Below are 25,661 nucleotides of genomic sequence, written 5' to 3' on the forward strand. Positions count from 1 at the left end.
CAAATGTGTTGCTTATATCTCATTGCTATTGTGCAATGGATTGACAATGGTGAAACAGGAGCAAAGGGACGGGTTGATTTTCTGGATCCCTGGCTCCTCTCTTTTTCTGGGACTGGAGGCGGCGCGGAGCGCTGGGGCAGGTCTGGAATTGCCGCACCCCCGGTAGCAGTAGGATTGGGGAAATGGAAGCCGTTGCCAAGGGCGTTTGGAAAGTGGGGTTAGAGCAGCAGCCGAGAGGGATCGACCAGGCAGCCTTTATTGCCGCCAATGCCACACTGATCGGCGATGTCCAACTTGCGGAAGCGGTGAGCATCTGGTACGGGGCCATCTTGCGGGGGGATCTCTCGCCCATTGTGATTGGCCGCCGCAGCAATATCCAAGATGGAGCCATTCTGCACGGGGATCCCGGACAGCCGACCCTGGTTGGCGAGGAAGTGACCGTAGGCCATCGAGCGGTCATCCACAGTGCCCACATCGAGGGGGGATGTCTGATCGGGATTGGGGCCGTTCTCTTGAGCGGGGTCACCATCGGGGCGGGCAGCATGGTGGGAGCTGGAGCGGTGGTCACCCGGTCTGTGCCACCTCGCTCTTTGGCGGCGGGGATCCCGGCTAAGGTTATCCGCACCCTCACCGAGGAAGAGGTCAAGCAACTGCGCCTTCACGCCCAGCACTACGTGGATCTGGCGCTTCAACATGCCAGCCGCTTTGGCCAGTGGAGCAGAGGTTCGGGCGAGCGGCTCTGAACCTATTTTGCAAGCCGTCTCTCAACAGCCGGGATCCGCGCAGAGCACCCAGGTATCTTTGCTGCCGCCCCCCTGGGAGGAGTTCACCACCAGAGATCCCTTCTTGAGGGCGACGCGGGTCAGCCCCCCTGGGTGAACGTAGATCTCTTTGCCGTAGAGGATATAGGGCCGCAAGTCCACATGACAGGGCTCCAGACAGGGGCCTTCTCCCCGATCCACCAAGGTGGGCACGCGAGAAAGGCACAGGGTGGGTTGGGCGATGTAGTTGCGCGGCTGGGCGCGGATTTTCTCAGCAAAAGCAGACCGCTCTGCCGGTGTAGCCTGGGATCCCATCAACATGCCGTAGCCGCCTGACTCGTTGGCTGCCTTCACCACCAGCTTGTCCAGGTTTTCCAGTACGTACGCCTGATCCTTAGGATCCCAGCAGAGGTAGGTGGGCACGTTGGGCAAAATGGCTTCCTCTCCCAGATAGTAGCGGATCATCTGGGGCACATAGGCGTAGATCACCTTGTCGTCCGCCACCCCCGTTCCCAAAGCGTTGGCAATCGCCAGCCGCCCCGACCGGTAGACCTCAAACAGGCCGGGTACCCCCAAGAGGGAATCAGGGCGAAAAGCAAGGGGATCGATGAAGTCATCGTCGATGCGGCGGTAGATCACATCCACCCGCTGCAGCCCTTTGGTGGTGCGCATTTGCAAATAGCCATCGGCCACCACCAGATCCCGCCCTTCCACCAGCTCCACCCCCATCTGCTGGGCGAGGAAAGAATGCTCGAAGTAGGCGGAGTTGTAGATGCCGGGGGTGAGCACCACCACCGTTGGGTTGGCTAGGTGCGGCACCAGGTTAAGCAGAGTATCCAACAAATGGCTAGGGTAGTCGTCCACCGGGCGGATCCCCATGGTGTTGAACAGGGAGGGAAAGGTGCTTTTCATCACCCGCCGATTTTCCAGCACATAAGAGATTCCCGACGGACAGCGCAGGTTGTCTTCCAACACGTACCAAGTCCCGTCCCGATCCCGCACCAAGTCGGTGCCGGTGACGTGGCACCAAATTCTCCCCGGTGGGTTGAGCCCCACACAGGGCCGCAGAAATCCCTTGGCCGTTTCGATCAGCTCGGCAGGGATCACCCCATCCTTAAGGATCTTCTGGTCGTGATAGACATCGTCGATGAACAGGTTGAGGGCGTGGATGCGCTGCTTGAGACCCTTCTCCAGCCGCTGCCACTCGGAAGCCGAGACGATGCGGGGAATGATGTCAAAGGGGAAAATTCGCTCTGTGCCCTGGCTATCGCCATAGACGTTGAAGGTCACCCCCATCTGAAAGAGGGCCGCCTGTGCTGCCGCTTGCCGCTGCTGCAGTTCCCCTTCTTCCAGAGAATGAATGCGCTCAATCAGCGGGATCGCCTCAGGACGGGGCTGGTTACGCCCCAAAAACAGCTCGTCGTAAAACCCCTCGCCCGGGTCGTAGGCATCAAAACGCACGTCTGGGATCCCTGGAACGCTATCATCTTCTTCTACTTCTTCTACTGTTGGCGGCTCTGGATCTGCATAGTGTGCTTTCAGCTACTTTTAGCCTGGTAAAAAGAAAGGACTCCGTCCCGCGAACAGTGGGTTGGCCAAACCAGGGGGGGAGCTCTAGGGATCCGCCACCTCAAAGGCCCATAGCCCCCGCTCAGCAGGGATCCGGTGCAACCGTCCGCTGGGAAAACGCCGTTGCAGTTCTGCCCCTTGCTGATCCCATACCCACTCGTTCATGAACAGGGTAAACGGTGGCTCCAGCGCCTGGATGGGCAACACCTCAGGGGAAAACACCGCTACCTTTTGTTCCCGTCCGGCAAAAAATTGGATCCAGCTTTGCCAATAGTGGGGTTCCCCCCAGCCGAAATAGGGGTAGGCAGCGCTGGCGGCCAGATAGAAGCGGTAGTCGGGATCCATTTGGCGAGCTGCCACATAGCGCCCGGTGGCCCCCACATCGTTGCCCTGCGTCCAGCCTTTGTGGACAAAGTCTCCAAAAATGGCCAGGTTCCACCCCCCAATCAGCAGGATTGCCCCCGCCATCGCCGCCGCCGGCAGCCAACTCCCGGCCCGGGATCCCCAGCGTTCCAGGAGACCTGCCAGCACTTGGATCCCTTCCAAGGTTAGATAGGCTACAAAGGGCAGGATCACCAGCAGGCGGGTGTAGTTGGGGGCTTTGGTGATGGCCAAGCTAAACAGCAGGTAGAGAAATAGGAAGCTGCCGATACAGAGCCAGTCGTGGGGTTGGCTGCGCTTCTTGAAAAGGCGGTAGAGGCCGGATCCCAGCCCCAGCCAGATCAAAATCCCCGTCAAGGGATCCACAAAAGCATGGCCGTAGTTGGGATAGATGTAGCCGCGGTCGTGCTGGCCGGGGTCGTTGAACATACTCAGGCCGTTGAAGATGTTGCGCCAGACCGCCTCCTCTGGCGTAGCCGCATTCACCCACATCTGTTGTAACGCCCGCCCTTCCGGGAAAAAGAGAAATTGTTGGCGAGAGTACTCGGCGCTCACCGCAGGTGCTGTGACCGTGGCCACCAGAATGGGCCCAGCCACCAGAAAAAAGCCCAGCGCCGCGGGCACCGTCAGCTTAGCCAGGACCCAGAGGGGATTAGCTTGCTTGTTTTCTCCTCGGAGATCCTCCCGGCCCAGGAGCAGGTACAGAACTCCAAACAGCAACCCCAGCAGGATCACCACCCGCCCCGGCAAATAGCCGTAGAGGGAGAAAGCCGCCGCTCCTCCCCCCAGATAGAGCAACAGGGGATTTTTTTCCCGCACGCCCTTGAGGAGCAAGGCCAGGGCCGCACACTCCACCAGCACAATCAGGTTTTCCCGCATGGCCATGCGGCTGATGCCCAGCAAGGCGTGGTTGGATCCCAAGAGGGCTGCCCCCGCCAAAGCCAGCCGGGATCCCCAAAATGCCCGAAAAAACCCGTAGGCCACCAGAATGGTGACGACCCCGAAGGCGGCATGTACCGTGCGCACATTGAGCAGCGTGACTCCCCCCATCAGCCGCGTCAGGCCGCCGAAGAGGCTGAACATGAAGCGGGGGAAATAGAAATACTCCGGCATCAGCCCAAAGATATCGGGATAGCGCACCCCTGAGGCGCGACGGGCCATGGAGGTGATCACAATCTCGTCAGTATTGATCTGAAAAGGGATGTTGGGCAGGTCGTAGAGGTAGATCGGGGCAAAGACCAACACCAACAGCCCCAGGTGCAACAGCTCCTGTTGCCAGCGCAGCCGCGTCGGATCCCAAGGGGGTTGAGCCGGGGAAAACTGCGCCCAGTACAGCCCCACCAGCAGGATGCTCAGCAGCCAGAGGCCAATCTGCAGCACGTGGTAGCCAAACACCCCGTACCAGAGGATCAGGGCTACCCCCAAGCCCAAGCCGGATCCCAGCAGGGGCAGATGCCGGGAGGTCATCACCCTATCCCAAACCGCCATAGAACCGATACGACTGGAATCAGGAACGAATCGATCCCTCTCAGCCTACCAGGCGCAAGATGCTCGACAAAACCAGAACTCAGTCAGCGCCCTCCCCCCTAGTCTTTCTCCCAAGGGGCGAGGGGAGATCAGAAAAGGTTGGAATCAAAACTTTGCCCCACCTGTTCTAGGGATCGCCAACAGGGATTCACAAAATCAATAACCCCGCATCGGCTCCGCCTCTGGCTCCAATTCCGGATCTATGAAGTTGGACGGATCGTAGAGGAAGCGGTTGACCTCGTCCTCAATGCGATAGATCTCGAAGGGCTCCAATTGTTTGCCAGTTCGCAAGGCCAGCAGGTAGCCATCCACCAGCAGACGTAGCTCATCGGTGCGCCGGTAGCCCCGCTGCCAGGTATCCACCAGAGCATCGGTCAAAGCCTGATAGTGCCGGATCAACTTTGGGTCTTGCAACATGGTGTTCCCTTGCCCTGCCTGTTTCTATCCTAACGTTTGGTGTCTCTTTGTAAGCGGGGATTGCGAACGGGATCCCGAAGCTTGGTCTCTTCTTGGCTTCAAGCCATGGGCAGGTGCAGCCGCGAAGGCGTCTCGCCACCGCTGCGGAGAGTGATGGTGAGAATGCGGGCCTCAATCAGCCGCTCTTCCCGCATTCCCGTGCCTGTGTTGACAGGATAGGCCGGAAAACAAGCCGCGCTAAGGCTGAGGCGCAGAGCATGACCGCAAGGAATGCGAATACAGGTGGGCTGACAGGGAATCAGAATGGGGGTACTGGGCTGGGGATCCCGTAGGCGACAATAGCCTTGGGAAAAGTTATACACCTGCCCATCGGGCCTTACCACCGAGAGCACAGCGCAAAGATCGAAACTGGGGCTGTCGGCCTCCGCGTACACCTCCACAGCAATGTCCCCGACCAGAACCAGCTCGGCTTGCAGCGGCGGAGTGGTATAGGTCAGGACATCGGTGCGGCAGTCGAGGGCGGAGCGCTCTTGCGGCCCGGCAGGCTGAACTAGGTGGCCCCCCAAGGCCGGCACCGGTCGCCAGGGATCGTGAACAAAGGTATCCGATTGTTGCGTCGGCGAGGGTTCAGGGCGAAGGGATCCCTCTGCTTCTGAAAGGGCAGCCAAGCCGGTGCTGTGTAGGTAAAAAGCTTTTGGCTCAGGGGTAGGCCAAGCATCAAAGCCGCGCCAGCGGTTGGATCCCATCTCGAACAGGCGTACCGGCGGCTCCTGGAGGATCCCTGTATCTTTGCCTTTGAGGAACTGGTCAAACCAGCGCACCTGCAGGCGATCGATGGGGCTGACAGCCTCTGGGCCAAAGTCCAACGCCCCCACTTTGCGCCCCCAAGGGAGATGGATCCAAGGGCCGATGATCAGGTATTGAGGGTTCTGGCTGCGGGCGCTCATTTCCTTGTAGAGGCGCAGGCTACCACTCAGGTAGCTGTCAAACCAGCCGGCAATGTGTAGCATCGGCAGATCCACCACCTCTAGACGGGGAGAGAGCTTGCGCCAGTATTCATCCGGCTCGCTGTGCTCCAGCCAGTCGAAGTAATAGGATTGGGGGGCATACTGCTGCAACACCCCCGGCTTGAGGGGGATAGGGTCGTAGAGGGGGAGATTGCGGGCAGCTTTCAAAAGCGCTTGGTAGGCGTTGGCATCCCCCCTGAGACGCGCCCCTTCGGTCTCCAGTTGCAAGGCCCAACTGAGGTTGTTGTAGAAGGCAAAGGCCCCCCCTGGGTAAGCGGCATCGGCATAGAGATCGTAAGGCAGCATCGCCGGGCAGATGGCCTTCAAGGCGCTGGGACGGGTAGAAGCCGCATACAGCTGGGTCATGCCCTGATAAGAGAAACCGTACATGCCCACTACGCCGTTGCTCCCCGGCAAGGCAGCCGCCCAATTGACGGCGTCAAACCCGTCTTCCACCTCATGGCGGAAAGGGTAGAAGGATCCCTTGGAAGTTCCCCGTCCGCGCACATCCTGGATGACCACAATGTACCCCTGGGCCGCATACCACCTGGGATGGGCATACACCACCGTCGAGGCAATGGCCCGCCCATAGGGCTGCCGCATCAGCAAAACCGGGTAGCTCCCCTCCCCTTGCGGGCGATAGACATCCGCGTCCAGTTGGATCCCGTCGCGGGTGAACATGGAAACGGTTTCGCGGGGGCGAACGGGCAACATGGCCTGGGTTGGGCTAGCGGATCTTGCCAAAGGGATACCAACCAAGGACAACCTAAGGGATCCCTGGGTGGATTCTTCCCAGGATAAAACAGAAGCTTTTAGGAGAGAGGAACTCCCACCTGAGTTTGAGCCTCTTCCCCGGTATTGTCCTTGATCTCCGGCCTGCTGGCGCAAACGCAGCCCCCTCCAGACCCCTCTTTTATGGCTTTTATGGATTTATGGAAACAGAGACCCTGGGAAAAGATTTGTCGGAGCATGACTCTAGTCAATAATAAGCTCAACTATACTGAAAATAATGTATAATATGTTCAGTACGGATTACTACCAGTTGATCTTTCTGTTTACTTTCGAGTCTGCCAACATGGTAGCCAAAGCAAAGCAGAAAACTGGTAGTAAGACGACACGGAAACTGCGCTTTGGGTATTCTACTCAAAGCTTTGCGGGATACCGCCATTCTGTTTGGAAACAAACAGAATGCCATCGCTGCATAGTTGAACAGTGATGTTCAGCAGTGTTCAGCGTAAATGTATCAGTACCCCTGACTTCCAACCTCTACAGCTCCCAGAGCCATTGAGGCCTAAGCCTCAGCAAATGCCCTTCTCCAGCCCCCCGACAGCACCTGCAAATCCTCCTCATCCAAGTCCGCAGGAGTGCCGGAGCGGATGAGCTCGGCAAAATCTTCGTTGGGCACCATGAAGCAGAGGGCGTAGAGGCGGCCTGGGCCGGTATTGTGGATTTCATGTACACCGGTCGGCGGTACCAGAATGCTATCTCCAGTTTTGATGGGAGCCGCTTTTCCATCGCAAATGGCCATGCCCTCACCCTTGAGGATAAAGAACATCTCTACAGCCATTTGATGGCGGTTGGGAGGGGTTTTGCCTCCCTCATCGAAGATCTCCACACAAAAAGTCAGAGAAATCTGAGCATGAGAAGGATCAAACACAATGGCCAAGCGATTGGTATCGTGGGGGCTGATGCGAAAAGCCTGATAATCGGCAGGGGTTTTAACAATTGGAATCACGCAGCGGGAAAGCGTTTGCATCCGGATCCTCCGCTCAAGAGATGAGGGGTGAATAGTGGGCAAGTGCTAACAGGGGAGAGCCGCGAGCAAATCTGAGGAGGAGGCGACAAAGCCAAAGCACTGCTTGACGTTGTAGAGGGTAGCTAGCAAACAGTATTCAGGAGAGGTGGTGGCGGCGCAGTCTTCCAGCAAAATGCAGTCGTAGCCGAGGAAATTGGCATCTTGCAGCGTGGTCATGACGCACTGGTCGATGTTCACGCCGGCAAAAAAGAGGGTGGTGCGCCCCAGGTTTCTGAGAATGCTATCGAGAGGGGTATCCCAAAAGCCGCTCATGCGGAACTTGTCCACCCAGATATCCTCGGGTTTGACTTCCAACTCCTCCACTACGGACGCACCCCAACTGCCGTGAGTGAGAACCAGAGACCCGTTCTTGGGCAAGGGATCCCCGAGTCCCACCCCTTCTCCGGTGGGGTTGTACACATGTCGCAAGCCGGCGCTGATGTTGAGCAAGTCAGGGCGATTGCCCCAGTTCACCCACACAATCGGCACTTGAGCTTGTCGCAGGCGGGGCAGCAGGGCTTTTAGAGGGCCGATGGGAGCCCGCGCCGGTGTGACATCGACGCCGATGCTGGCCAGCCAACCGTCGGGATGACAAAAGTCGTTTTGCATGTCGATCACCAGCAGCGCCGCTTTGGCCAGATCCAAGCGCAGGGTTTTGCTGGAGGTGGGCAGCAGGATGGGCCGGGGATCCAAGGGCGGACGGGTGAGGTCGGCCATTTCGGCATTCACAGCCCAGGCATTGGGAGGGATCCCAAGGGTCTTCAAGGGGCGATTGGGAGTGCTCATGGATTCTCCGCTCGCGTCGCGCAGCAGTGGGATCAGGTGGGGCGGATGACTCACAACTACGCTCGACCTTAATGCACAGCCAACCTCACTTTGGAATCGTAGGCTACACTTTCTCACCTTATTGACGCATGGGATCCCCCAGGGTCAGTCGATAGGGGCTGAGATGGAGATCAGGAGAAGAAAAACCGAGGAGATTTCCGAAAAGCTGCCCAGGGATCCCTCCCTGCACGCTATGCTGTAGAAACTTGAAATGATTATGTAGAAGCATGAGCATCCTGCGGCAATATATCTTTCCCGCTCTCATCCTGCTGGTGTTTCTGTTTACCCTGGTGGTGGTGAGCATTCGCTCGTTTCTGCCGGAGGATATGGCCCAGCCTGCCCCTCTAGAAGAAGCGACGCCTGTGGCCCTTTCTGCAAATGCCTGAGGATGGCTGAACAAGGGATCCCTTTGCCTGTGGGTTATCGTTGGCGCATCGGTTCAGCCTGGGATCGGCCCTGGGTGCGACGAGGATTGCAGGCCACGTTGCAGGAATCTTTTCCAGAGCAAAGCAACTGGGATCACCTAGAAGAGACGCTGGATCGCCTCTTCGACCCACCCCGCACCCCCTGCTGGTGGATCTTGAAAGAAGAAACTGCAGAGCCGGTGGGCTGTGTTTGGGCCGGCATCTCCACCGATCAAGCCACCCATCGGCGGGTAGCCTACATTTTTCTGCTCTGGGTGGATCCCGCCCATCGCCGGCAGGGCCTGGGCAGAGCTTTGATGCAACAGGTGGAACGCTGGGGATCCCAGCAGCAGCTAGCTGCCATTACCCTGCAGGTTTACCATCACAACCAAGCCGCCCTCCATTTCTATCAGCAGGCCCACTTTGCTGTACAAGGCTACTGGTTGTACAAGCCGCTCAGCCCCGCGCCCATAGACGCGCATGTAGAAGAGCATGAATACAAAGGTCATGAAGTTTTGTGAATAAGCCGGGATCCGCTCTCAGTTGCTCCTTTGATGAAAGCGTGATGAAAACGATGGCATCGACCGGAGGGAACGCCCATGTCCAGACCCGTCAAGCTAAGTGAAGCCGAGATCCAGGCCAAGCTGGAGAAACTGCCCGGCTGGTCTTTGCGGGAGGGAAAGCTGCATCGCCAATTTCAGTTTGGTTCCTTTGTCGAAGCCTTTGGCTGGATGAGCAGTGTGGCCTTGGTGGCCGAGAGCATGGGGCACCATCCCGAATGGACCAATGTCTACAACCGCGTGCGGGTGCATCTTACCACCCACGATGCCGGGGGCATTACAGAACTGGACTTTACCCTGGCGCAACGCATGAACGAGCTGGCCAGCTAGACGCTTCAGTACCCAACTTTGGGGATCCCTCAAAGCCGGCTTGGCAGAGGATCCCCATTGGTTTGTTGCTGCCTCTAAGGTTGTGTCGGGAGTTGCGCTGGTCTGATAGACTAAGCCTAAGGTTAAGAAATGATAATTTTATGAACGTGCTGGTTGTGGGGGCGACGGGAACGCTGGGCCGTCAAGTGGTACGCCGAGCCATCGAAGAGGGACACCAAGTTACCTGTCTGGTGCGAAATCCGGCAAAGGCTGCTTTCTTGAGTGAATGGGGCGCTCAACTGAAAGTGGGAAATCTGCTTCAGCCCAGCACCCTCAACTCCGCGATGGAAGGCATCGAGGCGGTGCTCGACTGTGCCACGGTGCGGGTGACCGACACCCTCAGCGCCCGTCAGGTGGACTGGGATGGCAAGGTTACCCTGATCAATGCGGCACGGGCTGCCCAGGTAGGGCATTTTATCTTTTTCTCCATCATGGGCGCCCACCACGAGTATCCCAATGTGCCCCTGATGAATTTCAAGCATCACATTGAGAAGTATTTGGTTGGATCCCAGATGCCCTACACCATTTTCCGGCCAGCGGGCTTTATGCAGGGGTTGATCGGCCAGTACGCCATCCCCATCTTGGAAGAACAAATCGTCTGGGTAACCGGCGAGGGCATGCCAACGGCCTACCTAGACACCCTAGATGCAGCCCGGTTTGCGGTGCGAGCTCTCACTGTAGAAGCTGCCAAGCAGCAAATCTTTCCCTTGGTGGGGCCCAAGGCTTGGACGGCTCGAGAAGTCATTGCCTTGTGCGAGCAGCTCTCCGGCAAAAAGGCCAAAGTCAGCACCATGCCGCTGGGACTGCTGAGAGGGGCGCGCAAGGTGGCGCAGTTTTTTCAGTGGAGCTGGAACATTGCCGACCGGCTGGCGTTTGTGGAGGTGATCGCGGCCAAAGAACCCATGCATGCCGACATGACGGCTGTGTGCGAAACCTTGGGGATCGAACTGGCCTCTCTGACCTCGCTTGAGGATTACCTGGCGGAGTATTTCCAGAAGATGTTGAAACGGCTTCGCGAGCTAAAGGTCAAGCAACCCAAAGTCAAGACGCCCTTCTAGGTCGTTGTTCTCAGTCTTCTCGGCAATTTCACAGCAGCTTGAGCAGCAACCTTGGGAGAAGGGGTGGACGGGGTCGTGTTTGCGTTAGCGGATGCCATAGCCCCAACTACTGGGATGAACTCCCAGACACTTTTTATTGACACTGCGCCATATTCAAGTTGGCGGAGATCAACCCGTACCATAACACAAAGCCGCTCTGTCGCGACAGCGGGCCGTAGGCCTTCGCTTTGGCGGTGCGGAGCGCTAAACCCAGTTTTCTTGATCATTCCCTGTGTCCAAACAATCGCAAATCCTTAGGTTCCCAAGGGGTTCATTTCCATCTACGCTTTAGAGAGTGAGGGGGTGACAACGACAGAGGTTATTCTGCTCCCCCTGCTTGAACTATAGATTTTTGTCTATAGTTTTTATCGGAAAGTTCAATTTTTATCTATCTCGGTTCGCAGCTAAGATGCTGCTTAAGATTTTTTACAGGATCTCAGCAAGTGTTCCAGTTTGGCCAAGATCCCTGGCCGAAGGAGGATTATGAGCTTGAACGGGCTGGTCACAACTGCATGGCTGATTCCCCTCTACGCCTTGGTGGCGTGGGCGGGAGCGCTGATCTGGTCCCCAGGAATCACCCGGCGCACGGGACCACGTCCGGCAGGTTATCTGAATGCGCTCTTGACGTTGATGGCCTTCCTGCACAGTGTGGGAGCGCTGGTGGCAATTTGGGATCAGCCGGCGCAGGTCATTCGGTTGCCCTGGCTACAGGTGGGGGATCTGATGTTAGAGCTGCCGCTGCAGGTGTCATCGGTAACTCTGGGGGCCTGCGCTGTGGTGACGGGGCTGAACCTGGTGGCCCAGATCTACGGCTTTGGCTACATGGAAATGGACTGGGGCTGGGCGCGGTTTTTCTCCCTGCTGGGCCTGTTTGAGGGGGGGATGTGTGCCTTGGCTTTGTGCGACTCCCTCTTTTTCAGCTACGTGATCCTGGAGATTTTGACCCTGGGCACTTACCTGTTGGTGGGCTTTTGGTTCAACCAATCGCTGGTGGTGACGGGAGCGCGGGACGCTTTTTTAACCAAGCGCATCGGCGACCTGTTGCTCTTGATGGGGGTAATCGCCATCTATCCCCTGACCGGCTCCTGGGAGTTTGAGGATTTGGCGGCCTGGGCAGAGGCGGTGCAGGCAGGATCTGTCACTGTGGATCCCACCCTGCTGGCCCTGGTAGGGCTGGGGTTGCTGGCCGGCCCCGTAGGCAAGTGTGCCCAATTTCCTCTGCACCTGTGGCTGGATGAGGCGATGGAAGGGCCGATCCCCTCGACGATCTTGCGCAATGCGGTGGTGGTGGGCACAGGGGCCTGGGTGTTGATTCGCCTGCAACCCCTCTACGAGCTTTCCCCAACAGTGCTGAAGGTGATGCTGACTATCGGCAGCTTGACGGCGGTGGGGGGATCCCTAGTGGCCTTGGCCCAGATCGATGCCAAGCGGGCCCTGTCTTATCTGGTGAGCGCCTACATGGGCTTGATCTTTGTGGCGGTGGGCACCGGTCATCCCCAGCAAGCCTATGGGTTGCTGCTGACCTATGCGCCCGCGATGGCCCTGTTGGTGATGGCGCTGGGCATGGTGATCTGGAACAGCATTACCCAGGATCTGCGCTATCTAGGAGGCTTGTGGTCGCGGCGCCCTATCTCGGGGCTGTGCTTCTTGACCGGGATGGCTGGAATCATCGCTTTGCCTCCCTTCGGCTCTTTTTGGGTGCTGACGGATCTGTGGCAGCAGTTGGTGCAACCGGGGCAGGGGTTGTGGGCGGCAGTTGTGCTGGTTACCAATGCTGTAACGGCCCTAGGGCTGACACGGGTGTTTGGCCTGATCTGGGGGGGCAAGCCGCAGCAGATGAGCGAGCGTTCGCCGGAGGTGCATTGGCCGATGATGCTGCCCATGACGGTCACGATGGGGGTGGCGCTGCACATGCCCATGATCCTGGCGACGCTGGGTCTGATTCCCGCTCTGGAAGGGATCCCTGTTGGGGTAATGACGGGATCCAGCCTGACGGGGATTGCCTTGGGAGCCTGGCTGTATCTGCGTCCGCAGCGGCAGCCGGTGGACTGGGCCTTCTTGGCCGACTGGCAGGATTTGTTGGCCAACGACTTCTACACCCCCAAGCTCTACCGGGCCAGTGTCGTGTTTGCGGTACGCATCATCTCTGAGGTTACAGCCTTGTTCGACCGCTATGTGGTAGACGGCTTGGTAAATTTGACCAGCTTGGCGGTATTGGCGGGTGGACAGGTTTTGAAATACACCACCTCTGGCCAGTTGCAAGCCTACGTGCTGACGATTGTGGTGGGGGTGGCCCTGCTGGGCTGGCTGATTCTCTAGGCTTGGGCAAGGTAGCGGGACGGAGTCCTTAGATAAAGAGGGAAAAGACCATGCTGAGTGCCTTGATTGTGTTGCCGATCTTGGGATCCCTGCTCCTGTTCTTAGGCTTGGGGGGGCGAAAGCTGGCGGTGGCCTTGGCCGGGATCCTGCTGGGGATCTCGCTGCTGCTGTTTGCCAACTTTGACCTGCAAGCGGAAGGGCTGCAGTGGGTGCAGCGGTGGGATTGGATCCCGGCAATTGGGCTGAGCTACTCCCTGGGCCTGGACGGGTTTTCCCTGCTGATGGTGGCTTTGAATGGGCTGCTCACGCTGATTGCGGTGCTGACAGCTGAGCCAGAGGTGAAGCGGCCCAACCTCTTATACGGCTGCATTTTGTTCATGAGCGGGTCGGTCAACGGGGCTTTTGTTGCCCAGAACCTGCTTTTGTTCTTCTTGTTTTACGAGCTGGTGCTGATCCCGATCTATCTGCTGATCTCCATCTGGGGCAGCGGCAAACGGGATTATGCTGCCATCAAGTTTTTGATTTACACCGCCGTTTCCGCCATCTTTCTGTTGGGGGCCTTTTTGGCCATCTACTGGCTGGGGGATCCCCATAGCTTTGAGCTGCTGGAGATCCGCATCACCTCTCTCAGCCCTGTTGCCCAGACCTTGACGCTGTTGGCCTTGATCGTGGCTTTCGGCATTAAGATGCCGCTGATCCCCTTCCACACCTGGTTGCCTGATGCATACGGGGAGTCGTCGCCGCCAGTGGCCATCCTCCTGGGAGGGATCCTCTCCAAGTTAGGCACGTACGGTCTGTTTCGCTTTGGGCTGCAGTTGTTTCCCCAAGCTTGGGCCGACCTGGGCGGGATCCTAGCCTGGTGGGGAGCCATTGCCGTGTTGTCCGGGGCTTTGGCAGCCATCGCCCAAAAAGACATCAAGCGCATGGTGGCCTACAGCTCCATTGGCCACATGGGCTACATCTTGCTGGGCATGGCGGCAGCCACCCCCATTAGCCTGACCGGGGCAATGGTGCAGATGGTCTCCCATGGTCTCATCTTGGCGCTGCTGTTTGATCTGGTGGGCTTGGTGGAGCGCAAAGTGGGAACGCGGGATCTGGATGTGCTCAACGGCCTGCTCAACCCCTTGCGAGGCTTGCCCACAGTGAGCGCCCTGCTCATCTTGGGGGGGATGGCCAGCGCCGGGATCCCTGGCCTGGTGGGCTTTGTGGCGGAGTTCTTGATCTTCCAGGGCAGCTACCAAGATTTTCCTCTGCCCACTTTGATCAGCATCTGTGGCACCGGCTTGACGGCGGTGTACTTTGTGATTTTGCTGAACCGCACCTGCTTTGGCAGGTTGGACAACCGCACCGCCTACTACCCGCGCGTGCATGGCTGGGAGCGGATCCCGGGGCTGATTTTGACGGCCTTGATCGTTTGGTTTGGGATCCAGCCCATGAGCCTGGTGAAATGGCCACAACCCTTGGCCTTTACCCTATCCACCCAGGTGGCTCAGGCCCAAACGCTTATCTTGGCATCAGCCGGTGACCTTGCCCCCATCACCCTCTCTGGAGCCGATCCAGGCAAGCGGGAAACTCCCAGGAATTGAGATCCCAGGGAATGACCTCAAGGAGCCAGAACTTTTGAAGAGTTGGAGACTTCTTCTATGACGACAACCCTCACAGCCCGCAAGCTGCCCCCTTCTACCCATCCTTTTGCGGATGTAGTCCACCGCCTGGAGGCAGGGGGATCCATGCTGCCAGATACGCCGGAAAACCTGATGCAAATTATCGGCCTCTACAAAGCCTATGCCGTGCCAATGGATTTCTACTGGCGGGATCTGCTCTACATTGCCGAGCAGGTGTTTGTGGATCCCTTGCCTTTTTTCAAGTTCATCATTCCTGAAGAGTATCTGAAGCTGGCCAACCACTACGCGGGGGATAACGCGGATTTGCGCATTTGGCGAGGCCAGGCTACGGCCCACCCCGAGCTGCTGGAGTTCATGGAAAAAGGGGAGCTGAAGCGCAAGCTGCCCAGAATTTTGCATCACCTCTGGCATGACCGCATCAACATGGAATTTGCCGAAGAATGTATGCGGGCCATGCTCTGGCACCGGGATATGGGGGGCTTGCTGGATCCCTACATGGATTCCGAAGAATACAAGCAAAATGCCGACCGCGCCATCCGCGCCTATTGCCAGGGCAACCCCTTGTTGATGGGGCTATACAAGCTCTTCCCTGATATGTTCTTGGAGCTGTGCCGCCAGGCCACCATGTACTCGGTGTTGGGCCTGTTTTGGGAGGTGATGGCTCCGGTCTTTTTTGAGATCAGCGATCTCTACGACGAAGGCAAAATTACCAGCGTGCCGGAGGCGATGAACTTTTTGGTCAACGGGATCTTCGCCATTGCCGGACGACCCATCTACCATCGCGTGCGCATTCGGGGAGAATGGTACGATATTGTGCCCAAATCCAAAGGATTCACCTGGCTATATGAGGCTGCCTTCCCCTATGTAGAGGCCGTGTTTTATCGCACCTCTCCTTTCCGCGGCACTAAGTCCTACAACGCCCAGGCCAACGAAGTTCCCACCAACCAGTTGGACTTCCACTACGGGATCCTCTACGCCGATAAGTTTCCGGTGGGCACCGCCGGGATCCCGCCCACGCTCTTGCACCAGGATATGTACCACTTTTTGCCCCAGTATTTGGTGGAGTATTATCGCAAGCATTGCCGCGGCGAAGAGGATATGCTGATTCAATTGGGGGTTAGCTTCCAGCGCTCCATGTACAACGTCACCTCAGCCGTGATTCAGGCGGGAAGGGCCGCTTTCTTGTATCCCCTTGATGATCCAAATCCACGGCACTTGATGATGAACCGCCGCTATTTTGAGGGACAACTCAATCGCTTCACCCGACCGGAATACGGGATCCGAGAAGCCGCCCGTCTTTCCTACATCCAGGATCAGAATTATCGCTAGCCTATGGCAACTTTAACCATCCCAAAACATTTCGAGCAGCAACTTTGTTAGCAGCAACTTCCCAGCCAAAGGATCCCAGCCATGCCCGATATTGTTGATATTGCGGTCTCTGCTGAGGGTTTTTCCACCTTGGTAACTGCCGTTAAAGCGGCAAACCTGGTGGATACTTTGAAAAGCCCCGGCCCCTTTACCGTTTTTGCCCCCACCGATGCGGCTTTTGCCAAGCTGCCCCCTGGCACCATCACCACTCTGGTGCAAAACATCCCCCAACTGACTCGCATCCTGTGTTACCACGTGGTGCCCGGCCGCTTGAAAAAGGCAGATTTGGCCAAGTACCAAAGTGTGGGCTCGGTAGAGGGATCCCCCATCGACTTGTTGATCGAAGGGGACGTTTTCGAGGTCAATAACGCCACCGTTATCCAAGCGGACATCGAAGCCGATAACGGCATCATCCACGTCATCGACACTGTCATCCTGATGCGGCCCCACTGGTTCTGGCCGATCATGAACTCTGCTTTGGCCGCCTCGGCCAGAGGATAGACAGATCTATCCTGAACGGAGGTTGGGGAAAGTGCCTGGGTGAACACTCTCCCCGGCTATGCCTTCCAATGGGTACGGTCAGAGATTTCTGCTCCGCGTGCAGTCTACACCATCCCCCGCCCCCCACAGGGTGGGGATTTTTGTCTCTCGGTAGCAGTGATGTCGCCGTCTTTTAAACCCAGAGATGAATCCGAAGCTGGGCCTGATACGTACCTTATTTAGCCTGTTCTCTGACCGAGGAGCTTTTTCCATGTTGTTGATCGGTTTTGCCCTTCGGCCTCGTTCAATTTTCGAGGCTTTTTGCGGCTTTTGCCTGGTTGCTGTCTTGTTTCTCAGCGGTTAAGGAAGCTTTACAAATCTCACAACCCCACTTCTACCCATTGCTAACTTTGGCCCTGGGCACATTCACATTGCTCAGCCGCAGCCAGGACAATCTTTCGCCCAGGCCACAGGGCCGGTGGCCTTTGTCTTGAACATGTTGCCGAATCCAGGCAATCAGTCGGGGAATTTCCGACTGGAAGCCAACCTCACCCCTGAGCAAGTCTCCAGCTTTTTGGCCGGAGCTTACTACATCAACATTCACACGCAGGCCAACCCGCCGGGCGAGTTGCGAGCCCAGGTGGTTTTCCCTCGCTAAGGTTTGATCCAGTACCCCATCTGGGATCCCCGCAGGTGAGGGGATCCCTAATTTTTGCGGACGGATTGGCTGTTCTGTGAACTCCCCCACGGTCAGTCGTGCCGGCAGGACAGAGTTTCTGTGTAGCTCCTGGCCAGCAGCTTTCGGTAGTCCTGGAGCTGGCCTGCCAGTCCCCTTTACAGAGCGAGCTGTAGGCTTCACCTCTGGGCTAGCTGTGGAGCGCCAAGGGAATAACTACACAGGTTGTTGCCCACCTACAATGGCCCGACAGCGAATGTAGGGGCCGCCCGCATCCACCTTGGCCGGTTGACCCTTGCCGCAATGGCCGGATCCCAAGTCCCACAGGAAGTCCCGCGAGACGGCATCCACCGATTGCAGCACCTCAAAAGCATTGCCGGTGATGGTGACACCGCGCAGCAACTCCGCCAGCTTGCCATCGCGAATGCGGTAGGCCCGCTCTACCCCAAACATAAACTCGCCCGTGGAGTCCGCCTGCCCGTTCCTGGCCCCATCCAGGAAGTAGCCATCGGGAGTGCTGGCGATGATTTCCTCTAGCGTTTGGGATCCGGGTTCAATGAAGGTGTTGCGCATGCGGATCAAAGGCTCATCGGCATATTCCCAGGCGCGGGCATTGCCGGTGGGCTCTACGCCAAAGTGGGCAGCAGTTTCGCGGTTGTGGAGATAGCTGACCAGAATGCCGTTTTGGATGATGGTGGTGCTTTGGGTAGGAACGCCCTCGTCGTCCACAGGAAGGGTTCCCCCTGCCCCCGGCATAAACTCTGAATGGCCGGAGTCTTTGAGGGTAACCCAGTCGCTGGCCACCCGCTGCCCCAGCTTGCCGGCAGCCACAGAACCCGCCAGAACAAAATCCGCCTCGACCGTGTGGCCAATGGCCTCGTGCACCAACAGCCCCACGATGGAAGGCGACAGAATAACCGTGGCCCATCCCCCTTCTGCGTAGCCTGCGGACAACAAGTCAACAGCGGTAGCAGCCGCCTTTTCCGCCATCTGCAAGGGATCCGAGCGGAACAGGCAATCCCATCCCCCCGTTACCCCAATGGCCTCGGAGCCACTGCTGAGCTGGCCGTCCGCTTCGGCCACCGCCTGAACTCGCAGCTCGGGGCGCACCAGACGAAAGGCCACATCCGCCCCATCGGTGGTGACGATGGCTTTTTCCTCGTAAATCTCGTTGTAGGTGCAACTGGCGGAGCTAATTTGGCGGGAAGCCTGCCGGGCCTGCGCCTCGGTTTCCAGAGCCAACTGGATCTTCGCCTCCAGCGGTTTGTTCAACACCTCCTCCACACCGGGCTCGCAGAACTCCCCTTGGGCCAGCCGCACACTGGGCAGGGATCCCAGCTTTTGTTTGCGGTAGTCGGCGCTGGCTTGGGCGGCACGGCGAGCTTCAGCGATGGCCTCCCGAATGGCAGCCGGCGAGGGATCCCCGGTGGCAGCAAAGCCCCAAGTGCCGGCCTCCAACACCCGCACCCCCACTCCGGAACGGCGACGAACCGCGGTGCGCTCAAGGCGGCCCTTCTCGGCAGTGATGCTGCGAAACACCTTGCTGTGGTAGCGCAGTTCCACAAAGCCAGAGCAGTCCCGAAGGATGTCGCGCAGAAGGTCTCGCATAGCAACAGGGAGATGGGTGTAGTCCTCAGTCCAGCATAGCCCGATCCTGGAAAGTCGATGAGCTGCCACGCCGAGTGAAAGCCCCGATCCCGTTCGTGTCAGCAGTGCGGAACATTTTGGCCAGGCCCGCCGTTAGAGGACGAAGTTAACCAGCTTTTTCGGCACCACCACCACTTTTTTGGGTGTTGCCCCCTCCAGGTATTTCTGCGCTGCTTCTGACCGAAGGGCCAACTGTTCCTGCTCCTCCGGCGTTACCTCGGCAGGGGCCTCAAACGAGCCGCGCAATTTGCCGTTCACCTGAATCACAATGGTCACCGTGTCGGCCACCAGCGCTGCCGGGTCATAGCTGGGCCAAGACTGCCGATGCACCGAGTCTGCGCCCCCCAGCGCCTGCCACAGCTCCTCCGCAATATGGGGGGCAAAAGGCGCCATCAGCAACACCAGCGTGCGGATCCCCTCTGCATAGACCGGCGAATCCGGGATCCCGGCCTCCCCCAGAGCATTGCTCAGCTTCATCAGCTCGGCAATGGCAGTGTTGAATTGATAATCGTTTTCCAGATCTTCGCTGACTTCCTTGATGGCGGTGTGGATGGCCCGGCGCAGATCTTTTTCCGCCTTGGTCAGGGATCCCACCTCGACCTTGGCCGGCAACAGCTCTGAGACCCTGCCCCGCCAGGACTCCGTCCCGCCACCCCGAACGACAAACTCGTACACCTGCCGCCAGACGCGGTTGAGAAAGCGAAATTGCCCTTCCACGTCGGCATCGTCCCACTCCAGATCCTTCTCCGGCGGGGCCTTGAACAAGATAAACATGCGGGCCGTATCCGCCCCGTAGTGGGCCAGCACCTCCTCAGGATCCACGCCGTTGCCCTTGGACTTGGACATGGTAGCGTAGATAACTTGCAGGGGCTCGCCCGTTTCCGGATCCCGCGGGTCGTTGGGATCCTTCACCAGAGCTGCCGGGATCCAGCGATCCTTGCCGGACTTGTTGGGGTTGTAGTAGGTGCGCCCTTGCACCATCCCCTGGGTGAGCAGACGCAGGAACGGCTCGTCAAAATCCAGCAGCCCCCGATCCCGCAACACCTTGGTAAAAAAGCGGGAATAGAGCAGGTGCAGGATGGCGTGCTCGATGCCGCCCACGTACTGATCCACCGGCAGCCAGGCGTTCACCTGGTCTTTGCGGAAGATCTCTCGGTCGTTGCGGGCATCGCTAAAGCGCAGGAAGTACCACGACGAGCAGACAAAGGTGTCCATGGTATCGGTTTCCCGGCGAGCCTCCGCGCCACAGGTGGGGCACTTCACCTTCACCCAGTCCTCCAACTGGGCCAACGGGGATCCCCCTCGCCCCGTCAGCTCCACATCCTCCGGCAAGAGCACCGGCAGATCCTTCTCCGGCACCGGCACAATGCCACACTGGGGACAATGGATCACCGGGATGGGACAACCCCAGTAGCGCTGCCGCGAGATCAGCCAATCCCGCAGGCGGTAGTTGATCTGCTTTTCCCCCAGCCCCTGGGCTTCCAGCCAGGCGATGGCTCTTTCCACGCTTTGCCCTGGGCCTTTGCCCACCGGGATCCCGTCTAGGGGGCCAGAGTTGATCATCACCCCTTCCCCCGTCCAGGCAGCCTGCAGTTCTGAGGACTCCGTCCCGCTGGCGCGATCCGCTGAGGCCGGAGAACCCTCCGGCGGCTGCACCACCCGCTTGATGGGCAGGCCGAACTTGCGGGCAAACTCGAAATCCCGCTGGTCGTGGGCAGGCACGGCCATGATGGCCCCCGTCCCGTAGCCCATCAACACATAGTCGGCAATCCAGATGGGGATCCGCTCTTGGTTAACGGGGTTGATGGCGTAGGATCCCGTCCAAACCCCTGTCTTTTCCCGGTCTTCGGCGCTGCGCTCGATCTCGCTGCGGGCAGCGGCCTGGGCTTGATAGGCTCTGACGGCCTGCAGTTGCTCGGCAGTGGTGAGCTTGTCCACCAAGGGGTGCTCCGGCGCCAGCACCATGAAGGTGGCCCCCCAGAGGGTATCGGGCCGGGTGGTGAACACTGCCAGCTCGTCCCCTGCCTCGGTTTTGAAAATCACCTTAGCCCCCACCGATTGGCCAATCCAGTTCTCCTGCATGGTGCGCACCCGCTCCGGCCAGCCGGAGAGCTTTTCCAGATCCGCCAGCAGTTGGTCGGCATAGGCGGTGATTTTGAAAAACCACTGCTTGAGCATGCGCTTTTCCACCAGGGCACCGGATCTCCAGGAGCGCCCCTCCGCATCCACCTGCTCGTTGGCCAACACCGTCTGATCCACCGGATCCCAGTTCACCGCCGCCTCTTTCTGGTAGGCCAAGCCGGCCTTGAAAAATTGCAGGAAGATCCACTGCGTCCACTTGTAGTAGTCCGGCGAACAACTGGTAATCTCCCGCTCCCAGTCGTAGGACAGGCCCAACCGCTGCAACTGATCCCGCATCTGGGCAATGTTTTGGTAGGTCCACTTGGCCGGTGGGATCCCCCGGTCGATGGCGGCATTCTCCGCCGGCAGGCCAAAGGCATCCCAGCCCATCGGGTGCAGCACTGCGTACCCCTGCATTCGTTTGTGGCGGGCAATTACATCGGTGATGGTGTAATTGCGCACATGCCCCATGTGCAGGTTGCCGCTGGGGTAGGGGAACATAGACAGGGCATAAAATTTGCGGCTCCCGTCCTTCAGCTCTGGGGTGCGATCCAGCCCAATTTCACGCCAGTGGGCCTGCCACTTGCTCTCAATGGCCTGGGGATTGTAGCGCGCGTCCACGGTTCGATGCTCCTGGGAAAAAAGCGCATACGCTGGGAGATAGAAGCATTTTGACATACTCCCCACGCCAGTGCTCTCAAGCAAGGAACGGGATCCCTATTGGCGCTGACAAACCGACAAGCAGGGATCACAAGCAGGGATCAGTAGGTTTCTTCGTGCCACCTGTCTGCTTTCTTCAGTTCCTTCTGGAACTTGCTCCAATCCTGACCGGCTTGTTCGGCCAAAGGCCCCATGACGTTGTTGATCCCGTCCTCCATCCCCTTGAGGCCGCAGATGTAGGTGTAGGTGTTGGGCTGTTGCAGCATCTCCCACAGCTCGGCGCCGTACTCGGCCATGCGGTTTTGCACGTACATTTTCTTGCCATCGGGGGTTTGTTGCTCGCGGCTGATGGCGTAATCGACGCGGAAGCGATCCCCGTACTGGGCTTTCCAGGCCTCCAGATCCCCGTGGTAGAGCAAGGTGGAGGTGGTGGGCACCCCAAAGAACAGCCAGATCTTGCCCTGATAGTTGGGATCCTCTTCAAACAGGTGCTTGATGAAAGCGCGAAAAGGAGCAATGCCGGTGCCGGTGGCGATCAAGATCAGGTTGGCATTCTCATCTTCAGGCAACAGGAAGGTTTTCCCCGATGGCCCCGTAATCATCACCTCATCGCCCGCCTTCAAATCGGTGAGGAAGCCGGAGCAGACCCCCACCCCCGGCTGGCCTGTCTCTCTATCGACATATTCAGCCCGCTTCACGCTCAAAGAGACGGTGCGCCCCTCGCCATCATCGCCAAAGCGGGTGGAAGCAATCGAGTAGAGGCGGGGCTTGTGGGGCTTGCCCTTGGCATCTTCGCCAGGAGGGATAATGCCAACGCTTTGCCCTTCTAGGTAGCGGTAGTTGGGATCCGGCAAGCTGAGCACAATGTGCTTAGTCAGTCCGGGTGCTCCTTCGCCGACAATGGAGTAGGTCTCCACACATTGGCCGATCAAGGGGGCGTTGGGACGATACAGATTGACGACAACCTCTCGCTTTTCTGCGCTGGCAACCATACCTGCGATCTGCTCCTGGCACTGGGAGGAAATGAGTTTACATATAGCAAAATAGCAAACACCACAGCAGCCCGGCTGCTCAAATGGAACTTGTTCAGAGGAGAAGCAGACGACCTTCGCCAGCCCCCCAGGCCGTCCTGAGAGCGGCAACCCCGGAAAAATAATCCCGGCCAAGCTCATCGGCCAAAAATATGGATTTTTTGTTAAATTGTTGCTTAGGGTGCCCACAGCTCTGGCCTGCCAGCGGCTTGTGATGTAACGGCTTTATTTGGTATCATGCAAGATCGTAACAGTTGGTAACTTTCTAGAGCCTTTTTCTCAGTTTTGCCCTGCCCGTCCCCAAGGAGTTCCCATGGCAAGCAGTCCTGATCGTGTTGTGATGATTGGTGTCGCCGGAGATTCTGGCTGTGGCAAGTCCACCTTTTTACGCCGGCTGGGGGATCTATTTGGCCGGGATCTGATTACCACCATCTGTCTGGATGACTATCACTCCTTGGATCGCTACCAGCGCAAAGAGAAGGGCATCACGGCGCTGGATCCCCGCGCCAACAACTTCGACCTGATGTACGAGCAGGCCAAGGCGCTTAAGAACGGCCAAAGTGTGATGAAGCCCATCTACAACCACGAGACGGGGCTGATTGACCCACCGGAGCTGGTGGAGCCCAACCGCATCATCGTCCTGGAGGGGCTGCATCCCATGTATGACGAGCGGGTGCGCCAGCTGCTGGACTTCAAGGTGTACTTGGATCTGGCCCCAGAGATCAAGATTGCTTGGAAAGTGAAGCGGGACATGGCGGAGCGGGGCCACACCTACGAAGATGTGTTGCGCTCAATCGAGGCTCGCCGCCCGGACTTTGAAGCCTATGTCGATGTGCAGAAGCAGTACGCCGATGCCGTCATTGAGGTTTTGCCTACCCAGTTGTTGCCGGAGCTGGATCCAGAGCACAAAGTACTGCGGGTGCGGCTGATCCAGCGGGAAGGGGTGAAGTACTTCGACCATGTTTATCTCTTTGACGAAGGCTCCACCATTGATTGGATCCCCTGCGGCAAAAAGCTGACTTGTTCCTATCCAGGGATCCGCCTCCACTATGGCCCTTCCACCTACTTCGAGCACCCGGTTTCGATTCTGGAGATCGACGGCACCTTCGACAAGCTGGAAGAGGTCATCTACATCGAGAACCACCTGAGCAACTTGTCCACCCGCTACTATGGCGAGCTGACGGAACTGTTGCGCAAGCACCCGGAATACCCGGGATCCCGCAATGGCTCTGGTCTGATTCAGATCATCGTGGGCCTGAAGCTGCGCGCCCTCTACGAGCAAATTCGGGCAGAAGCCAAAGAGCTGGCGGTGGCTTCCTAGTGTTTGCCCCGCTTAGGGGATCCCTTCGGTAAAGTGTTGGTGCAGGTCGGCTGACCCAGCATAGGTCGGCAGTAGGGCTTCGGTGTATGCAGGGATTCCAGTTGGAGATCTTTCCGGAGGGCCCCGTCTTAATCCAACGGGCCATCGAGATTTGGCAAGCTCGGTCAGCCGCTGCCATTCGCGAGCGGGGACGCTTTACGGTGGTCTTGGCCGGGGGAAGCACCCCCAAGAAGCTGTATGCTGCCCTGGCCCAAACCCCAGGGATCCCTTGGCAACAAACCTGGCTGTTCTGGGGAGACGAGCGCTATGTTCCCCCGGATCACCCTGAGAGCAACTACCGTATGGTGCGGGAAACCTTGCTGGAGCAGATCGGGATCCCGGCGGCTCAAGTTTTCCCTATGCCCACCCAAGCGGGGGATCCCCTTCGCGATGCTGCCGAATACGAGGCGACCCTGCGGCAGATTTTCGGTACAGAGTGCCCTTCTCTCGACCTGGTATGGCTGGGAGTGGGGGAAGATGGCCACACAGCTTCCTTGTTTCCCGACACAGCCGCTCTGCAGGTGCAGCACCGCTGGGTGACAGTGGGGCAAAAAGGGCAGGAGCCGCGTCTAACCTTGACCTATCCTGTTCTGAACCAGGCAGCCCAGGTGGTGTTCCTGGTAACCGGAGCGAACAAAGCCCCCATCGTGAAAGAGGCGCTGACCACCGAGGCCCACCTACCCTGCCAGCGCATAAACCCCAGAGGACGGCTGCTGTGGTTGCTGGATGCGGCGGCAGCAGCTCAACTGCCCCTGCCCTGTGTCCCGCTGCTCAGCTAAACAACAGGCGGGCTAACTGCCGATGGGATAGGATCCCCAGGCCCACCGCCCCCAAAATCATCCCAGCCCATTCCAGTGGCCACAGGTTTGATAGCCCCAGCGGCCAACCCACCAGGTTTCATGGGTCGAGAACCGGCGGGGCAGGGATCCCTCAGGGGTTGCCGGGCAAATTCTTCAGTACTGGAATCACCAGCTCTTGGACGGGCAGCGCTACGGGCTGGGCGGAGTCACTGCTCAGGGAGCTGGATGGCGCAGAAGGAGAAGAGCTGGGGATCTCGCCCATGGGCCGCAGTTGCCAGCGGATGATCTGCTCGCCGCGGTAAAAGGTGACCAACAACTGATCCCCTTGCGATTGGATTTGCCAAGTGCCATCGCCGCTGGTTACCGAAATATGGCCGCCGGAAAAGGGTGCATCCAAAGCCGGCCCCGATTGGCTCCAGATACGCCCGCCACCCGTTTCCAAGATCAATTGCACCGTCGCCCCCTGCCCCTGGCCGCTCAAAATTTGGCCGGTTCCGCTCCAAACTCGGGTTTCCGTCTGAGCCACGGCGGGTTGCCCAAGCTGCAGAACCATGAGCAACAGCCCTGCCCAGCTCCAGTGATTTCGCAGCCTCCCTCTCCCATCAGGGAAGAAGGAAGAAGAGCGAGAGAAACAAGCCATTGCACTCACGTTGATACCACGCGCCGCGATAGGTCTAAAACAGACGAAGAAGAAGGCGAAAAGGTGTCGCAGGAAGCAATCCTTTACACAGTCTTTTTCACAGTCTACCGAGAGGCTCCGGGATCCCTCTGCGCTCTCTTGGCTCTGGGTTAAGCCTGCTGCTGGAATCCTCCCTCGGCTTGATCCCAATCTAGCAATCTCCATACCCCCAGCCAGGATGTA

General features: G+C 58.3%; 22 protein-coding genes. 12 read left to right on the top strand and 10 right to left on the bottom strand.

Annotation, left to right across the window (positions count from 1 at the left end):
• Window positions 1-182: 182 nt before the first annotated feature.
• Window positions 183-743: a gamma carbonic anhydrase family protein gene (locus ACVWY9_RS02280; RefSeq protein ID WP_457387376.1), complete on the top strand. Its 561-nt coding sequence runs from the start codon at window positions 183-185 to the stop codon at window positions 741-743.
• Between the two features lie 21 nt (window positions 744-764).
• Here ACVWY9_RS02280 and ACVWY9_RS02285 read toward each other — a convergent pair whose 3' ends face one another.
• The 6 genes from ACVWY9_RS02285 to ACVWY9_RS02310 form a co-directional block, all read right to left on the bottom strand.
• Window positions 765-2,222: a circularly permuted type 2 ATP-grasp protein gene (locus tag ACVWY9_RS02285; protein WP_414351103.1), complete on the bottom strand. Its 1,458-nt coding sequence runs from the start codon at window positions 2,220-2,222 to the stop codon at window positions 765-767.
• Window positions 2,223-2,375: 153 nt separating this feature from the next.
• Window positions 2,376-4,178, bottom strand: a complete 1,803-nt coding sequence (locus ACVWY9_RS02290) for a glycosyltransferase family 39 protein (RefSeq protein ID WP_457387377.1) — start codon at window positions 4,176-4,178, stop codon at window positions 2,376-2,378.
• A gap of 216 nt (window positions 4,179-4,394) precedes the next feature.
• A complete protein-coding gene (locus tag ACVWY9_RS02295) occupies window positions 4,395-4,655 on the bottom strand; it encodes a DUF6761 family protein (RefSeq protein WP_011434405.1) in 261 nt (86 codons plus the stop codon).
• Between the two features lie 98 nt (window positions 4,656-4,753).
• Complete coding sequence (locus tag ACVWY9_RS02300) at window positions 4,754-6,376, bottom strand: CocE/NonD family hydrolase (protein WP_457387378.1); 1,623 nt, start codon at window positions 6,374-6,376, stop codon at window positions 4,754-4,756.
• Window positions 6,377-6,953: 577 nt separating this feature from the next.
• Window positions 6,954-7,418 (bottom strand): cupin domain-containing protein, encoded by a 465-nt coding sequence (locus tag ACVWY9_RS02305; protein WP_457387379.1) that lies wholly within the window; start codon window positions 7,416-7,418, stop codon window positions 6,954-6,956.
• Between the two features lie 45 nt (window positions 7,419-7,463).
• Window positions 7,464-8,243, bottom strand: coding sequence for a cysteine hydrolase family protein (locus tag ACVWY9_RS02310; RefSeq protein ID WP_457387417.1), 780 nt, complete (start codon window positions 8,241-8,243; stop codon window positions 7,464-7,466).
• Window positions 8,244-8,509: 266 nt separating this feature from the next.
• Here ACVWY9_RS02310 and ACVWY9_RS02315 point away from each other — a divergent pair, with 266 nt between their 5' ends.
• The 9 genes from ACVWY9_RS02315 (at window position 8,510) to ACVWY9_RS02355 (ending at window position 17,162) form a co-directional block, all read left to right on the top strand.
• On the top strand, window positions 8,510-8,668 hold the full coding sequence (locus tag ACVWY9_RS02315) for a hypothetical protein (RefSeq protein WP_011434410.1): 159 nt from the start codon (window positions 8,510-8,512) through the stop codon (window positions 8,666-8,668).
• Window positions 8,669-8,670: 2 nt separating this feature from the next.
• Entirely contained in the window at window positions 8,671-9,207 is a 537-nt protein-coding gene (locus ACVWY9_RS02320) for a GNAT family N-acetyltransferase (protein ID WP_011434411.1), read from the top strand.
• 78 nt (window positions 9,208-9,285) lie between these two features.
• Window positions 9,286-9,576, top strand: coding sequence for a 4a-hydroxytetrahydrobiopterin dehydratase (locus ACVWY9_RS02325; RefSeq protein WP_457387380.1), 291 nt, complete (start codon window positions 9,286-9,288; stop codon window positions 9,574-9,576).
• Between the two features lie 140 nt (window positions 9,577-9,716).
• Window positions 9,717-10,673 (top strand): NAD(P)H-binding protein, encoded by a 957-nt coding sequence (locus ACVWY9_RS02330; protein WP_457387381.1) that lies wholly within the window; start codon window positions 9,717-9,719, stop codon window positions 10,671-10,673.
• Between the two features lie 522 nt (window positions 10,674-11,195).
• The gene (locus ACVWY9_RS02335; RefSeq protein WP_457387382.1) at window positions 11,196-13,031 is read left to right on the top strand and encodes an NAD(P)H-quinone oxidoreductase subunit F; all 1,836 of its coding nucleotides are present in this window, start codon (window positions 11,196-11,198) and stop codon (window positions 13,029-13,031) included.
• A gap of 50 nt (window positions 13,032-13,081) precedes the next feature.
• Window positions 13,082-14,617, top strand: a complete 1,536-nt coding sequence (locus ACVWY9_RS02340; RefSeq protein WP_457387383.1) for an NADH-quinone oxidoreductase subunit M — start codon at window positions 13,082-13,084, stop codon at window positions 14,615-14,617.
• A gap of 57 nt (window positions 14,618-14,674) precedes the next feature.
• Window positions 14,675-15,985, top strand: a complete 1,311-nt coding sequence (locus ACVWY9_RS02345) for a CO2 hydration protein (protein WP_457387384.1) — start codon at window positions 14,675-14,677, stop codon at window positions 15,983-15,985.
• An 81-nt stretch (window positions 15,986-16,066) separates the two neighbouring features.
• On the top strand, window positions 16,067-16,525 hold the full coding sequence (locus ACVWY9_RS02350) for a fasciclin domain-containing protein (protein WP_414357838.1): 459 nt from the start codon (window positions 16,067-16,069) through the stop codon (window positions 16,523-16,525).
• A 379-nt stretch (window positions 16,526-16,904) separates the two neighbouring features.
• On the top strand, window positions 16,905-17,162 hold the full coding sequence (locus tag ACVWY9_RS02355; protein ID WP_414357840.1) for a CHRD domain-containing protein: 258 nt from the start codon (window positions 16,905-16,907) through the stop codon (window positions 17,160-17,162).
• Window positions 17,163-17,396: 234 nt separating this feature from the next.
• Here the strand turns inward: ACVWY9_RS02355 and ACVWY9_RS02360 are convergent, their stop codons facing one another.
• From ACVWY9_RS02360 to ACVWY9_RS02370, 3 genes are all read right to left on the bottom strand, one after another.
• Window positions 17,397-18,788, bottom strand: coding sequence for a TldD/PmbA family protein (locus ACVWY9_RS02360; protein ID WP_457387385.1), 1,392 nt, complete (start codon window positions 18,786-18,788; stop codon window positions 17,397-17,399).
• Between the two features lie 132 nt (window positions 18,789-18,920).
• Complete coding sequence (gene leuS, locus ACVWY9_RS02365; RefSeq protein ID WP_457387386.1) at window positions 18,921-21,569, bottom strand: leucine--tRNA ligase; 2,649 nt, start codon at window positions 21,567-21,569, stop codon at window positions 18,921-18,923.
• Window positions 21,570-21,709: 140 nt separating this feature from the next.
• Window positions 21,710-22,600 (bottom strand): ferredoxin--NADP(+) reductase, encoded by an 891-nt coding sequence (locus ACVWY9_RS02370; RefSeq protein ID WP_414418557.1) that lies wholly within the window; start codon window positions 22,598-22,600, stop codon window positions 21,710-21,712.
• A gap of 352 nt (window positions 22,601-22,952) precedes the next feature.
• On the opposite strand from ACVWY9_RS02370, the gene ACVWY9_RS02375 reads away from it, so the two are divergent.
• Together ACVWY9_RS02375 and pgl are read left to right on the top strand one after the other, a co-directional pair.
• Entirely contained in the window at window positions 22,953-23,960 is a 1,008-nt protein-coding gene (locus ACVWY9_RS02375) for a phosphoribulokinase (protein WP_414351832.1), read from the top strand.
• An 86-nt stretch (window positions 23,961-24,046) separates the two neighbouring features.
• Window positions 24,047-24,778, top strand: coding sequence for a 6-phosphogluconolactonase (pgl, locus tag ACVWY9_RS02380; RefSeq protein ID WP_457387387.1), 732 nt, complete (start codon window positions 24,047-24,049; stop codon window positions 24,776-24,778).
• 151 nt (window positions 24,779-24,929) lie between these two features.
• Here pgl and ACVWY9_RS02385 read toward each other — a convergent pair whose 3' ends face one another.
• Window positions 24,930-25,352: a hypothetical protein gene (locus ACVWY9_RS02385; protein ID WP_414344534.1), complete on the bottom strand. Its 423-nt coding sequence runs from the start codon at window positions 25,350-25,352 to the stop codon at window positions 24,930-24,932.
• Between the last annotated feature and the right edge of the window lie 309 nt (window positions 25,353-25,661).

Source organism: Thermostichus sp. OS-CIW-31, from assembly GCF_054060305.1.